This window comes from Catellatospora vulcania (assembly GCF_009720385.1).
Classification (GTDB): domain Bacteria; phylum Actinomycetota; class Actinomycetes; order Mycobacteriales; family Micromonosporaceae; genus Catellatospora; species Catellatospora vulcania.
Genome location: NZ_ML769304.1, coordinates 66,789 through 81,028, shown reverse-complemented (window position 1 = coordinate 81,028; position 14,240 = coordinate 66,789). Strand labels below are relative to the sequence as shown.

At 67.4% G+C, this 14,240-nt stretch carries 13 protein-coding genes; 9 read left to right on the top strand and 4 right to left on the bottom strand.

What is annotated here, in order from left to right; translation table 11 throughout:
* The first annotated feature begins 102 nt into the window (after positions 1-102).
* On the top strand, positions 103-1,038 hold the full coding sequence (locus F6W97_RS10550) for a zinc-binding dehydrogenase (RefSeq protein ID WP_155370049.1): 936 nt from the start codon (positions 103-105) through the stop codon (positions 1,036-1,038).
* Between the two features lie 150 nt (positions 1,039-1,188).
* On the opposite strand, the gene F6W97_RS10545 is transcribed toward F6W97_RS10550, so the two are convergent.
* Complete coding sequence (locus F6W97_RS10545) at positions 1,189-2,034, bottom strand: MBL fold metallo-hydrolase (protein ID WP_196279071.1); 846 nt, start codon at positions 2,032-2,034, stop codon at positions 1,189-1,191.
* 294 nt (positions 2,035-2,328) lie between these two features.
* Between F6W97_RS10545 and F6W97_RS10540 the strand changes: the two genes are divergently transcribed.
* Entirely contained in the window at positions 2,329-3,369 is a 1,041-nt protein-coding gene (locus F6W97_RS10540; protein ID WP_155370048.1) for a zinc-dependent alcohol dehydrogenase family protein, read from the top strand.
* A gap of 78 nt (positions 3,370-3,447) precedes the next feature.
* Here F6W97_RS10540 and F6W97_RS10535 read toward each other — a convergent pair whose 3' ends face one another.
* The gene (locus F6W97_RS10535; protein ID WP_196279070.1) at positions 3,448-3,918 is read right to left on the bottom strand and encodes an SRPBCC family protein; all 471 of its coding nucleotides are present in this window, start codon (positions 3,916-3,918) and stop codon (positions 3,448-3,450) included.
* A gap of 299 nt (positions 3,919-4,217) precedes the next feature.
* Between F6W97_RS10535 and F6W97_RS10530 the strand changes: the two genes are divergently transcribed.
* Positions 4,218-4,637 carry an STAS domain-containing protein gene (locus tag F6W97_RS10530; RefSeq protein ID WP_155370047.1) on the top strand — a complete coding sequence of 140 codons (420 nt, stop codon included), beginning with the start codon at positions 4,218-4,220 and terminating at the stop codon, positions 4,635-4,637.
* A 498-nt stretch (positions 4,638-5,135) separates the two neighbouring features.
* Here F6W97_RS10530 and F6W97_RS10525 read toward each other — a convergent pair whose 3' ends face one another.
* A complete protein-coding gene (locus F6W97_RS10525) occupies positions 5,136-5,633 on the bottom strand; it encodes a DUF4142 domain-containing protein (RefSeq protein WP_196279069.1) in 498 nt (165 codons plus the stop codon).
* A 222-nt stretch (positions 5,634-5,855) separates the two neighbouring features.
* On the opposite strand from F6W97_RS10525, the gene F6W97_RS10520 reads away from it, so the two are divergent.
* From F6W97_RS10520 to F6W97_RS10510, 3 genes are all read left to right on the top strand, one after another.
* Entirely contained in the window at positions 5,856-7,037 is a 1,182-nt protein-coding gene (locus tag F6W97_RS10520; RefSeq protein WP_155370045.1) for a zinc-dependent alcohol dehydrogenase, read from the top strand.
* Between the two features lie 376 nt (positions 7,038-7,413).
* The gene (locus tag F6W97_RS10515; RefSeq protein WP_230686568.1) at positions 7,414-8,127 is read left to right on the top strand and encodes a GAF and ANTAR domain-containing protein; all 714 of its coding nucleotides are present in this window, start codon (positions 7,414-7,416) and stop codon (positions 8,125-8,127) included.
* A 46-nt stretch (positions 8,128-8,173) separates the two neighbouring features.
* The gene (locus F6W97_RS10510; protein ID WP_155370043.1) at positions 8,174-8,911 is read left to right on the top strand and encodes a GAF and ANTAR domain-containing protein; all 738 of its coding nucleotides are present in this window, start codon (positions 8,174-8,176) and stop codon (positions 8,909-8,911) included.
* A gap of 640 nt (positions 8,912-9,551) precedes the next feature.
* Here F6W97_RS10510 and F6W97_RS10505 read toward each other — a convergent pair.
* Positions 9,552-9,851, bottom strand: coding sequence for a hypothetical protein (locus F6W97_RS10505; protein WP_155370042.1), 300 nt, complete (start codon positions 9,849-9,851; stop codon positions 9,552-9,554).
* A 934-nt stretch (positions 9,852-10,785) separates the two neighbouring features.
* Between F6W97_RS10505 and F6W97_RS10500 the strand changes: the two genes are divergently transcribed.
* The 3 genes from F6W97_RS10500 to F6W97_RS10490 all read left to right on the top strand — a co-directional run bounded on the left by F6W97_RS10500 (position 10,786) and on the right by F6W97_RS10490 (position 14,157).
* Positions 10,786-11,328, top strand: coding sequence for a nuclear transport factor 2 family protein (locus F6W97_RS10500; RefSeq protein WP_155370041.1), 543 nt, complete (start codon positions 10,786-10,788; stop codon positions 11,326-11,328).
* A 96-nt stretch (positions 11,329-11,424) separates the two neighbouring features.
* Complete coding sequence (locus F6W97_RS10495; RefSeq protein ID WP_155370040.1) at positions 11,425-12,015, top strand: DUF1360 domain-containing protein; 591 nt, start codon at positions 11,425-11,427, stop codon at positions 12,013-12,015.
* A gap of 45 nt (positions 12,016-12,060) precedes the next feature.
* Positions 12,061-14,157, top strand: coding sequence for a glycoside hydrolase family 65 protein (locus tag F6W97_RS10490; RefSeq protein ID WP_155370039.1), 2,097 nt, complete (start codon positions 12,061-12,063; stop codon positions 14,155-14,157).
* The last annotated feature ends 83 nt before the right edge of the window (positions 14,158-14,240 follow it).

Here is a 14,240-nt window from a genome sequence, read left to right as displayed (position 1 = left end):
GATGGCAGGGTGGTCAGGGCAGGCGCTTACGCCACGGCCGACTCAAGCGACGGCGGGACCGAGTCGGCTGGAGCAGGTGCGAAACGGGGGAGGGTGCAGCAGATGCGTGTTAGACACGTGCGAGGTGCGGCGGCCTGCGGCATCTGCCACAGCGACAGCCTCGCCGTCCATCCCCACGAACCCGGCGAGCCTGCCGTCGTGCCTGGACACGGACTGGCCGGTCGCATCGACGCGGTCGGCGAGGGTGTGACCCGGTGGTCGCTCGGCGACCGGGTCGGCGTCGGTTTCCTCGGCGGACACTGCGCGGTGTGCGACCAGTGCCGGCGCGGCAACTTCACGAGCTGCACCGACCAGCCGATGACCGGAGTGACCATCGACGGCGGCTACGCCGAGTACGCCTACGCCCGCCAGTCGGCGCTGGTCGCGATACCCGACGGCCTGTCATTCGAGGAAGCCGCGCCGCTGCTGTGCGCCGGCTTCACTACCTACAACGGGCTGGTCAAAGCGCCCGTGCGACCGGACGCGCTCGTCGCGGTGCAGGGCATCGGCGGCCTGGGGCACCTTGGCGTGCAGTACGCGCGCCGGATGGGAGCCCGCGTCGTGGCCGTCGCCCGCGGCACCGACAAGGCCGAACTCGCCAGGCGCTTGGGCGCCCACCATTACATCGACAGCGTCGCCGCCGACGTCGGCGCGCAGTTGCAGAATCTCGGCGGAGCGGACCTGATCGTGGCCACGGCCGCCAGTGGCGCCTCGATGACGCGGTTGATCCCCGGCCTGGCCAAGCCCGGCACGCTGATGGTCCTGGGCGCTTCCCACGAGCCGATCGAGATCCCGCCACTGGCGCTGATCATGGGCCAGGCGCGGGTGCTCGGCCTGCTCACCGGTTCCGCGATCGAGAACGAGGACAACCTGCGCTTCACCGCCGATCAGGGCATCTCGGCGATGATCGAGCAGGTGCCGTTCACCGACGCCGCCGCGGCCTACGACCGCATGATGAGCGGCGCCGCACGCTTCCGCATGGTGCTGACGATGTCCTGACCGCGCGTGGCGCAGCTGCGAACCGGAGGCGATCTTCGCCGACGTCGGATCGTTCAATGCCAGCTGAGCGGTCACGGGGCTGTTCGCCCCGGGACCGTGGTCCAGCAACCGCTTCCGACCAGGCTTGAGTTCGCCACAATCCCCGATGCTTCATGGCAGCTGTCGGGCGCTGAGCCAGACGGTGCCTGGGTTGACGCGATCGGGGTAGCGCCGGGTCATCTCATCGAAGAACTCGCGCGCTGTGGGCTTGCCGGCGATCACCTGGCGGGCGGTGTGCAGGTATTCGGCGGTCTCGTCGAGGATGGCGGGGTCGTCGCTGCGGCTGGGGTCCTTGTGTCCGGCGACCACGGCTGTCGGCTGTAGTGTGCGCACGATGTCGATGGCCTGCAGCCAGGCGTCGATCCCGCCGTCGAAGCCGCCGTCGGCGAGGTACTGGTGCACGTTGTTGTAGGCGACGTCGCCGGCGATGACCAGCCCCAGCGCCGGCACGTGCAGCACGGTCGTGTCGTCGGTGTCGCTGTGGCCGACTTCGATCGGGTGCAGTGGGTGTCCCTCCAGGGTGAGGCCGTCGGCGGGGACCGGCTGGGCGGTCACGGGGGTGTCGGCGATCTGGCCGGGCAGCATCTGGTCCCAGGTCGCCGCCCGGCCGGCGGCCATGGCGCGCATGCGGCGGATCGTGCCCTCGGTGGCGTGGACTGTCGTACCGGGAAACCGATCTGCCAGCGGCGACAGGCCGAACCAGTGGTCGCCGTGGCCGTGGGTGATGTAGACGTGGGTCAGCCGCTTGCCGGAGCGTTCGACCCAGTCACCGACCCGCCGGGCCTGCTCGGCAGTCAGCGGCGGGTCGACCAGAACTGCGTCGGTGGCGCCGGAGACGAGGGTGGTCGAGATCGGCGACCACATCAGCGGAGCACCGCTGGGCAGCGTGGCGGTCGTGGGGACCTGCTCGGATACGAACACCTCGTACGACAGCGGTGCAGTGCCCGGCTCGATCATGTTCCACCCCGCGCTGGATCGCGTAACATCCCGAGATAGAAGCTACGCGGCATAACGTGGGTTATTGCGCCAAACCACTCCAACGTTCGTGCCTCAGACAGAGCAGGCATCGGCTGACCGGGAAATGCCGTGACCGTGGAGGCGGCCCAGCGGCGGCGTGGGCGGCCCCGCAGGGGTTCCTCAGGCTCGTAACCGGGGCGAACAGAGTCGTCGTCGGCGGGAGCCCGTACTGGGTCCACGGATCGTTCAAGGCGAACACTGCTGAGAGACGAAAGGCCGGTCATGCCTCAAACCATGCGCGCGCTCGTAGCCGGCAAGGTCGGTGAGCCTGCCGACGTCCTGCGACTGGAATCCCGCCCTGTCCCCGCGCCACGAACCGGTCAGGCGCTGATCCGGGTGAAGGCGACGCCGATCCACGCCAGCGATCTGCACGTACTGCGCGGCCGCTACGGGTTCACCCCCGAGTTCCCCACCGTCGGTGGTCACATGGAATGCGTGGGCCATATCGAGGCCCTGGGCCCGGACACCGACGGCTTCAAGATCGGCGAGCGCGTGGTCGCCGTCGCCATCCCGGCAGTGCCCGGACCCTCTGTGGCAGGCACCTGGCAGGAATACCTCGTCGCCGATACCCGAAGGCTCCTGCCGGTCCCCAGCCAGCTGAGCGACTACAGCGCCTGCCAACTCGCCGTCAACCCGCTGACCGCACTGCTGCTCGTGACGCGCGAACTCGACGTACAGCCGGGTGAATGGCTCTTGCAGACGGCTGCCGGTTCCACCGTCGGGCGGCTGGTCATCGCGCTGTCCAAACATCTTGGCATTCGTACCGTCAACGTCGTGCGGCGGCGCGAGGCCGTTGCGGAGATCAAAGCACTCGGCGGGGACGAGGTCATCTGCACCGAGGACGAGGACCTGCTGCGCCGCGTGGCCGAGATAGCAGGCCCGGACGGCGTGCGCAAGGCTGTCGACTGCGTCGCGGGTGTCGTGGGCGCCCAGGTGTCGCAGGCGCTGGCTCCGGGAGGACAGCTGGTGGTCTATGGAGCACTGTCCACCCATCGGCAGACCGACCCGGCGGCGCTGACGATCCCGCTGCAGGCGCGGTCGGTCATCTACGAGACCAAAGCCGTCCGTGGCTTCTGGCTCAACCGCTGGTTCGGCGCCACCTCGCCCGAGGATGCACTGCGCGCGCTGTCTGAGGTGCGCAGCCTCGTCGCCGAGGGCGTGCTGAGCATCCCCGAAGGCCAGCCTTTCCCGCTCGAGCGCTTCGGCGAAGCCCTCGTGCTTGCCGAGTCGCCCGCCCATGGTGCCAAGCCGCTCTTCGTCTTCGACGCCCAGTAGGCACCACGCGAGCGAGCTTCACCGCGGCACGCGAGCAACTCGCACACCCGTGCTGCATCCGGCCGTGGCGTGGCGATTTCAGACGCGCTTGTTCGGAGTCTCGACCTCGCCTCGCCCGGCCCTCGTATCGCTGCCGCGTTCTTCGATGAACTTCTTGAACCGTTGAGCGTCGGCTTTGACCTGGCGCCGGTCGGCCCCGATTGCGCAGCCGAGATTTTCCAAGAAGCCTTCGGGCTTCCAATCCAGGTGCACCGTCACCCGCGTGTCGGACTCGCCGAGCCTGTGGAAGGTGACAAATCCGGCGTGCTCGGTCTGACCGCTCGTGCTCTTCCAGGCGATCCGCTCATCCGGGTGCTGGTCAGTGATCTCGGTGTCGAATTCCCGGACCGCCCCGGCCATGTTGACGACCCAGTGGCTGTGCGTGGCGTCGACCTGCTCGACAGACTCGACACCCTTCATGAAATTCGGGAAAGACTCGACCCGGGTCCATTGGTTGTAGGCCGTGCGGACTGGTACATGGACGTCCACCGACTCTGTCACCGTGCTCATCACGGGCCTCCCGCCGAATATGTCCGAAAGATCGTTACCAGATATGACGGCCTTCAAACGGCAGGTCGAGGCGCTGATAGGGGTGCCTTGCGAACCAAGCCGCCGCGGCCGGCCGCCGTCGGGGACGCGGTAGCCGCCGGGGCTCATGGGCGCGTCAAACGAGGGTCAGAAACCGCATACGGGGTCGATCGACAGGGGTACACATCCCGGCCGTACGAGTAGAATATTTCGTGTTGACTGATTGATCATCCACTGCCCCAGACCTCGGCAGGCGTGTTCGACGAGCCAGAGGTGAGGACGTGGACAAGCACCCCATGAGCATCAGCGTCGCTCGCAGCCCCGAAGGGCGAGTGGCCTGCATGTCCATAGCTGGCGACGTCGACTTGGTCGACCCCGTCGACGTGGACGTCGCTCAACGTCAACTGGTCGGCATGTCCTGCGACATTCTGTACGTGGATCTTGCCAGCGTCACCTTCGGCGGATCTGGCTTGATTCACTACCTCTACAACATGTCGGAGCAGCTACCGGACGTGCCGATAACGCTGTGCGGATCGTCGGCGATCACCCGCCAGGTCCTCGAAATCGCGGGCCTGGACCGCCTTGCCGCCATGTGCGACACCCTGCCGCAGGACTGGGCGTCGGCCAAGACGCCGCCTGCCCTCGACCGGCGGCTGGTCGTGGACCGGGCGACACCAGTCAGGCCGCAACCGGCCACGTAAGAAGGTCGATGTTTGTCGCTGCGGCAGAAAGCCGTCGTCAGGGCTGATAGACGGTTGAGCCTGATTCAGGCGTTGACGGCGGGGGCGCAGCAGTTCAGGTGTAGTACCAATCGCCATACGTTCGTTCCCGGTCGGCTGTAGAGGTCGACCCGGTCGCATACCTCGTCGGCGATCCTCAGTCCCCACCCGCCAGGCGATTCGGAGGAGCGTCCGAATGTCCGTACTCGGCTGAGGCCGCCGGCAGCATCGAAAATGAGCACTGGAACGCCAGCGGGAGGTGGGTCGAAAGGTTGGGTCAGCAAGTTCACATCGGCCACCGCCCTACGCGCTACTCGACTTCTACCGGCCGTGACGCAGCAGCGGGACGAGGCGATAGCCGCCTATTACCGTAATAGTCTTGTTTACCCGATGTGGGTGCTGTGAAACCACACCACCTCCGATCACTGCCCCGTGCGCGGGTCGCGGGCACGGGGCAGCGCTTGACAGTGATTGCCGAGGTCACTGCGGCTTCACCCCAAAGTCGGGCGCAGCCTTCATCAGGGCCTCATGGTGTGCGGTGATGACCGGCATCGCCGCCTCAGCGGCCTGCTTGACCTGCGCGGCCTCGCCCTTGTCGATTTCCTGCTGAGTCGCCTTCATGGACTTGGTATGTGCCGCGAGCTGCTGCTCGATCCACATCTTGTCGAACGCGTCTCCTGCCGCGGCGGCCTGAAGCTTGTCGGCCACGGCTTTCTGCTCGGCGTTCGGCTCGGCCGGCAGGGTCACGTTGAGCTTCTGCGCCAAGGCTGTCAGCGATGCGTCGAGTTTGGTGTGGTCGGTGACGAACCGCTGGCCGAGGCCTTTGACCTCGGCGGAACTGCCTTTGTCCTGTGCCATCTTGCCGGTCGCGATCTCGGCGAGATTGGCCTGGTGCGCCGCGATCATCCAGGCGGTGTCCTGCTCTGACGGCTGTACGACAGCCGCTGGTGCCGCGGTGGTGCTCGCCGTGAGCGCCATGGCCGCACCGGCCAGCAGGACTGCCGTCCGTCTCCAGAACCTCATTGTGCTCAGCCCCCTTCGTGGCTCGCATTCGATTCCGATCAACTACCCGTCTGGCGCCAGCCCGCAAACGGATTGGCCTGCTGGTTTGCCGTCGGTCCATCAGGGAACGGACATACATGACAATTGGTCGCCCGCAGGCTGGCGGCAGCGGCTGATGGGCACGAAGGGGGAATCGCGATGAAGGCAGTGGTGTGGCACGGCAAGCGTGACGTACGTGTGGACACGGTCGCCGACCCGGTGATCCAGGAACCCACCGATGCGGTCATCAAGGTGACCTCCACCGGTATCTGCGGCTCCGACCTGCACCTGTACGAGGTGCTGGCGCCGTTCATGACCGAGGGCGACATCATCGGCCACGAGCCGATGGGCATCGTGGAGGAGGTCGGCTCGCAGGTCACCCGGCTCAAGCCCGGCGACCGGGTGGTGGTGCCGTTCCAGATCGCCTGCGGCTCCTGCTTCATGTGCGATCAGAACCTGCAGACCCAGTGCGAGACGACCCAGGTGCGCGCCGAGGGGATGGGCGCGGCGCTGTTCGGTTACACCCGCCTCTACGGACGGGTTCCAGGTGGGCAGGCGGAGTACCTGCGGGTTCCGCAGGCGCAGTACGGGCCGATCACCGTGCCGCCCGGTCCGCCTGACGACCGGTTCGTGTACCTGTCCGACGTGCTGCCGACCTCGTGGCAGGCGGTCGAGTACGCGGCCGTGCCGCAGGGCGGCACACTGCTGGTCCTCGGCCTGGGCCCGATCGGGGACATGTCCTGCCGGATCGCGTTGCACCGCGGTGCCGGCCGGGTCATTGGCGTCGACCCCGTGGCGGAGCGGCGCGACCGGGCCATGGCCCGCGGTGTGGAGGTCCTCGACCTGGAGGACCAGGACACCATGGTCGCCCGCATCCGGGACATGACCGGCGGCCGCGGCCCCGACGCGGTGATCGACGCGGTCGGCATGGAGGCCCACGGCTCGCCGATCGCCAAGGCGATGCAGCAGATGACCGGCGTCCTGCCGGACGCCTGGGCCGCCAAGCTCATGGAGAACGCCGGCATCGACCGCCTCGCGGCGCTGAACCTGGCCATCGAAGCGGTCCGCCGCGGCGGCACCATCTCGATCATCGGCGTGTACGGCGGCATGACCGACCCGCTGCCGATGATGACCCTGTTCGACAAGCAGATCCAGATCCGGATGGGCCAGGCCAACGTACGCCGCTGGGTCGACGACATCCTGCCCCTGCTCACCGACGCCGACCCGCTCGGCGTGTCCGGCTTCGCCAGCCACCGGCTGCCGCTGGCCGACGCGCCCGCGGCATACCAGCAGTTCCAGGAGAAGAAGGACGGCTACATCAAGGTGCTGCTGCAACCGTGACACGGGTGCAGACGCGGTCGGCCCAACTTCGACGAACCGAGCGGCGCCGAGGGCTCTGAAGCATCTGGGCGACTGCGCAGATCGAACCGCGGTAAGAAGTTGCGCCAACGAGCGGCTGTAGGAGCCGTTCGGTATCGCCTGCAGCAACCCCGCTGCGATATTCAGGTTTCGTATCGGGCGCGGCGTGGGTACCCGTGTGAAAGGTGTTCTTGTGGCTGGTACGCCGCCCGGATGTCGTACATGGCGATAAAGCTGCCCTGGCCCTAGGTGGCAAAAGCCCAGGAGGGGCGGATGCTGCAGCCGACGACAGCTTGCTTCGAGGCATACGTAACACCCTTCTCTTATGATCTTGCCATCACGGGACTGGGGTGACGACGTGACAGATCGCTACGCCCAGGTGGAAGCGCTCGTTAGACAAGAACCCTCTTCCGGTGCGGAGCGGGGCGTGGCAGCCGGCATGCAGCGCCTGTGCTCGGCCGCCGGACGAGCGCTGTCAGCGTCAGGAACCGGCCTGACCGTGATGGCCGAAGGCGGCCAACGAGGCGTGACAGCCGCCTCCGACGCGGCCACCGAACGCCTGGAGGAGCTCCAGCTCACCCTCGGCGAGGGGCCCTGCATCGACTCATTCGAGTCCATGTCCCCGGTGCTGGTCCCTGATGTCACGGACGGAGCCCCGTCTCGCTGGCCCGTCTATGTCCCGGCTGTGCACACCCGCGGAGTGCGGGCGGTATTCGCGTTCCCTCTGCAGGTCGGCGCGGCGCGCCTCGGCGTGATGGACGTGTTCCGGGCCGACACGGGGATGCTGTCGCCCGACGAATACACCCTGGCGTTGACATTCGCCGAGGTCGCGGTCGCGACCCTGCTCGACGGGCACGACAACACCGGCACAGGCCCGGCCGATGGCTGGCTGGACGACCCGCTGGGTTCGCGGGCCGAGCTCTTCCAGGCCCAGGGGATGGTCATGGTCCAGCTCGGGGTGAGCCTGGCCGAGGCGATGGTGCGGATGCGTGCCCACGCCTATGTCCAGGACCGCCGCCTCTACGAGGTCGCCGCCGACGTGGTGGCACGCCGCCTCAGGTTCGACACATAGTCGTGAGAGCACCAGATATCCCGGGAAGGGAAGCGGGCAGCCAACCATGACCACCCCGACCGTATCCGCGCAACGGCTCGCTCGAGTGTTCGTCGAGATCGCCGACACCCTCGTCGACGAGTTCGACCTCATCGAGTTCCTGCAGCTGCTCGCCGGACGCACCGCAGACCTGCTGGACGCCTCGCCCGTCGGGCTGCTGCTGGCCGACCAGCACGGACGGCTGGAGTTCATGGCGGCCTCCGACGAGAACGCCAAACTCCTCGAGCTGTTCCAGGTGCAGAATCGCGAAGGGCCATGCCTAGACGCATTCCGCACCGGCACGCCGGTGGTCAACGCGGACCTGAGCCGGGCCGCCGACCGGTGGCCGCTGTTCGCGCCCCGGGCGGTGCAGGCCGGGTTCCGTTCGGTGCACGCGTTCCCGCTGCGGCTGCGCGCTGAGCGCATCGGGGCGATGAACGTGTTCAGTGCTCAGGTCGGTGGGCGCCTGGCCGACACCGATGTGGAGATCGTCCAGGCGCTGGCCGACGTCGCTTCGATCGGTCTGCTGCAGGAGCGGGCCATCATCCGCGGAGAGCGCCTCGGTGAGCAGCTGCAGGGCGCGCTGAACAGCCGCATCGTCATCGAGCAGGCCAAGGGAGCCATCGCGCAGGCACGCGGCGTCAGCGTGGACGAGGCCTTCACCCTGATCCGCGCCTACTGCCGGAGCAACAACCTGCGCCTGGGCGAGGTCGCCCATACCATCACCACCGACTTGTCCAGCATTCCCGAGCTGTCGAGCCGCTGACCTGGAGGGGGCTCTCGCGGCGCGTTGGCGGGGTGTGCTGGGCTGGCGAAGACGGCGAGAGATGGCGACGTGATGGCATAGCGGCGATCAGCGTGCAGGCATGGAAGATCTCGTGGTGGCCGAAGACGGCCCGGACGGGGTCAGGGCGGCGTAGGCGACCAGGGCGGCGCCGACGCTGTGGACCACCCCGCCGATAGCCATCAGGACCAGTGACCAATCCGCCTACCCGGGCGACACCGGCAGGATTGCTACGGCCGCCGATCTGTGTCAGATAGAGCAAACGAATTTCGATCGGGGTGCGTCGCCCGGTCGGATCATCGACGCGCTGAACCCGGCCAGATCATCGACGCGCTGAACCCGGCCAGATCGCCGGCCCGGATTGATCATCAGCAGGATGTCGTTTTGCCTGGCCGAGCAGTAGGACACACGGGCGGCATATAGGTGCCGGCGGTGGACACGAAGATTCTGGCGTGGTCGAAACGACGCATGACTTGGGTAGCCGTGGTCGCTCCAGGCGCGGCGGTAGCAGGCCGCTGACGGCAACGGACCAACGGGGCGCCGACGAGATGCTCTGGCCGACGCCCCGTCCCTCATGCCAATCCAGGTCGGCGGCCGGTGGCTATGGTGTGACCGGCCGTGCTTACCGCCAGTTCTCGCTGCGTCCCCGGGCGATCGACATGCCCAGGAAGATTCCGATGATCAGCCCGGCTGCGCCGGAGGCCACCGCGGCGGCCAGTCCGGTGATCGAGGCTCCCATCGTCGCCGCTTGGCCCGCCTGTGCCGCAGCCTGAGTGGCCTGGGCCCCGGCTTGCGCGGCAGCTTGAGTGGCCTGCTCTCCGGCCTGAGTCGCCGCTTGAACGGCCTGCTCCTTCTGTAAGGTCTGCACCTTGTCTTCGATCTGCATGCTGCCGTTCTGGCTGCGTTGAACGTCCACGCTCATCTCGTACCCCCGTTGTCGTGCTGGTGGATGGCCGGCGAGACGCCGATCAGGCTGGGTTCCTTTCTCGCACGGATCCTTTCTTGTTCTGTTCCTCCCGCATGACCTGCCCAAACAACCTGATCACGCAAAATTGAAGATCAAATACGTGCGAGTCCACGGCCCGAAGGTGGCGAGCGGCGGCAAGGCGGCTGGGTCTGGGAGGGGGCGGGTCACAGCGGCGGGATAGGGGGCGATCGGGCAGGCCCGCGTGAAAGTGGGCTGGCAGGTATCAGGGACCTGTGGTGGCGCGTAGCACGACCTCTTCGAATATGTCCCCGGGCGGGTGTCCGGACGAGTTCGCCCGCGACGCTTCGGGAGCCTGCCTGCCGGCGGCACCATGAATGGTCCTCGCCATCGGGGACACCGATGACACCTCGGTGATCGCCGCCCCCGCGGCGTCGAGCCGGTGGTGTACCGCGATCACCCCCCCGTCGTTGAGCGCGCCGAGCGACTCATGGACCTGCTGGGGGCTCAACCGCAAGGCGGTAGCAATGCCGATGACGTCGATGCCGCAGACTCCGCTGTCTGCGCAGTGACCACCCGAACCAGTACTGGTCGGTGCTGCGCCTCCCACTTGGTGCTCATGCAGAGACAACGGCACAGATCTCGTCACGGTTTTGTTCTTGAAGTTCGCGATGCCGTCGAGCGCTTGACCATAGCGAGCTGTTCACTGCCCGCGGCCTTGGCGTCCGGCGGGGCCCGCCCAAGGGCAGGGCGGAGGTGAACACCGTCTGTTTGGCGAGGGTACGGGCCGGGTACTCCTAATGATCTTGTCGCCAAGTGTCGAGGACTGATCATGCTTGACTTGGTCACTGATACGAGGAGCCGGGTCGACTGCGACGCGTACCAACGCTTACGCGCTCTCGGTCTACAAAGCAGCGGGCGGTGCCGTCGGATGATAGCCGCCGACGACATGGTGGTAATCCACGCCGATTTTCCTGGCCACGCCGCGAGCGGGGACTTCACCGGGTTCGAAATCATCAGACTGTGCGGCGATGAAGTCGCCGAACGCTGGTTGGCTCTACAACCCGCGATCGGCCTGCCGACGCAAACGGACGCGCCCGACCACGCGGAACATCCCGAGCAGACCCGGCTCAGCCGCCGACTGGTCGACTACTACACCGACAACGTGCTGATCGGCGGGAACCTGCCGCACATCAGCCGATTCATCGTCACCGATCTTGCCCACCACGCGCCGGGACTGGGTGACGGCATTGCTCCTCTGTGCGCAGTGCTGGCCAACCGGCTCATGTGCTACCACAACCGCCTGCTGACCGTCGCCGAAGGCGAATTCGTGCTGACCGTGTGCACGGGCGGCGTGCACGACGAGCCCGCAGTGTTCTACGACCTCTACCGCCTCGACCTGGCCATGATCGTCGAGCACTGGTCCGTGACGACCGCTGTGCCAACGAGTCTTCCGCGGTCCGTGATGCAGTAGCGGGCCGGTGCCACCTTGTCCCGTCAGCGTCTAGTAGACCGCCAACCGGCTTCCGTCGCGTCGACAGTCGCCCGCGGCAGCACCAGAGGAGGTTTCATGTCCAGGCAACTCGAAGAACTACGCGATGACTATGCAGCCGGACACCGCCGGCCCCTCAGAGGCTATCTGACCCTGCTGGCGGCCTACGGCAGCGTTGTCGCGGGCCTGACTGTGTTCGTGCGCGCCACCGGCCGGCGGCTTCCCGAGCCCACCCTGGGCGATGTCGCCCTGCTCGCGGTCGCCACGCACAAAGCGAGCAGGCTGATCACGAAGGACGCCGTGACAAGCCCGCTGCGAGCGCCGTTCACGCGCTACGAGAAACCTGCCGGAGAGGGTGAGGTCTGCGAGCAGGTCCACGAGGACGGCGGGCAGGTCAGACATGCCGTGGGTGAACTTGTCAGCTGCCCGTTCTGCGTGTCGGTGTGGACCGCGACCACCCTGACCGCCGGTCTGGTGTTGGCGCCTCGCTTCACCCGTCTGGTCGCCACGGCGTTGTCAGCGGTCGCGGGCTCCGATTTCCTGCAGCTGGCCTACGGCATCGCCCGCGACGCCGCCGCCGAAGAGCCGGCACCCCCGGTCCCAAGCACCAGCCGGGTGCCAGCCGCGGTTGCGGCACCACACGGTTACGAACGAGCCGGCCTACCGTGAGTCTCGGCGAGATTCGAAAAGTCGAGTTCAGGGTATTTGCGCGCTATGGCCAGTGATCCCATCAGCCCTGATCCGATCGACACGTGGCGAGCCGGGGATCTTCCGCCGTATCTGTCCAACGGGCTTGTCGGGCTGCGGGTGCGCCACATTCCCTATCTGAACGGTGTGGCCATCGTCAGCGGGTTCGACGGGGTGGATCCGGCCGCGGCGGTGGAGACCTTCGCCCGCGCCCCGTACCCGCTCTCCGGTGACATCCGGGTGGACGGCAAGTCACTGGACTACGCCCCCGAACGTGCCACCTTCGTCGGCCAGCGCTACGACTTCGCATGCGGAGAACTGCACAGCCGTTTCGTGTTCGATCCCGGCGATCATCCCGTGCATGTGCAGGTCACGACGTTCTGCAGCCGTACCCATCCGACGCTGATCCTGCAGGAGACGCACCTGCGGGCCGAGCGCCCGTGCGAGATCACCATCTCGGCGGGGATCGACCCGGCGGGCGTGGCGGGGGAGTGGGCCGACCGGCATCTGGGCGAAGTCGAGACGATCGCTGACGGCTGCGACGGGATGCTGCGCTGGCGCAGCTACGGGCAGCTGAGCAGCTGCGGCGCGGCGTACCTGACCTCCTTCGACGGCACCGACGACGTGCGCCGCGACCTCGAACGCAGCCCCGTGGCCGCGCTGCGCACCGACTACACCTTCACCGCCCGGCCCAAGACCTCCTACCGGCTACGACAGATATCCAGCCTGGTCGCTGAAACGCTGCATTCGCAGCCGCACCTGCAGGCCGGGCGGCTGTTGCGCGGCGCGCAGATCCGCGGCTTCGACACCCTGCGCAAACTGAACCGCCAGGCCTGGGACCAGCTGTGGCAGGGCCGGATCGTCCTGGACGGCGCTCCCACCCGCTGGCAGGCGATGGCCGACGCGGCGTTCTACTACCTGCACAGCTCCGTGCATCCATCCTCGCCGGCCAGCACATCGATCTTCGGGCTGGCGTACTGGCCGGACTACCACTACTACCGCGGCCACGTTATGTGGGACATCGAGGCGTTCGCGGTCCCGCCGCTGCTGCTGACCTACCCCGAAGCCGCCTCCACGATCCTGCGCTACCGCGCTGTGCGAGCCGACACCGCCGCGGCCAACGCCGCGCTGAACGGCTACCGCGGGCTGCAGTTCCCCTGGGAAAGCAGCATCAGCACCGGCGCCGAAGCCGGCCCGGGCATCGGCGCGGCGACCTCGCTGGAACACCACGTCGGACCCGACATCGCCCTGGCGTTCGCCCGCTACGTGCACGCCACAGGCGACATGGGCTTCGCCCGCCACCACGCGTGGCCCGTGATGTCCGGGGTGGCGCAGTGGGTGAGCAGCCGGGTCGAGCGCAGCGACCGCGGCTACGAGATCCGCCGCGTCACCGGCATCGCCGAGACCGCCACCCCGCACAACAACGACGCCTTCACCAACATCGCCGCGATCCTCGCCCTACGCGAAGCAGCCGCCCTCGGCCAGGCACTGCACGAGCACGTGCCCAGCCACTGGCGTGAAATTGCCGACCATCTCCTCATCCCCATGATCGAGGACAGCGACGTGATCGCCAACCATGACGGCTACCACCCCGACCAGGAGAAGGGCGAAACGCCGGAGGCGGCTGCGGCGCTGTTCCCGTTGGGCTGGGAGCCGGACCCGAAAGTGGCCGAGGCGACCCTGCGTTACTACCTCGACCTCGGCGACAAATACGCTGGGGCGCCGATGCTGTCGGCGCTTCTGGGCGTGTACGGGGCCCGGCTGGGCGACCGCGGCGCGGCGCTGGAGATGTTCGAGCGCGGCTACGCCGACTTCGTCACCGACCCGTTCCGCATCACCCTGGAATACGCCCCCGACGTTTTTCCCGAACAGCCGAAGGCCGGACCGTTCACCGCCAACCTCGCAGGCTTCCTCACCAGTTGCCTCTACGGCCTCACCGGCCTGCAAGTCGGCCCAGGAGACCCGGACACCTGGCCGCGTCACCGCGTCGTCATGCCCGACGGCTGGCATGGCGTGCACGTCGAAAGGCTCTGGGCGCGAAGACAAGCCCACCAACTCACCGCTGACCACGGCCAAGACCGGGCACGCCTTGCGCCGACCGACGGTGGCAGGGACATCGGATAGCGCTCGCCTCCCTCTTCCCCGGACTGGGAACGTCTGTCTTCGCACTCTCTAACGTGTACAGCGTTGATGGAGCCCTGTACTCG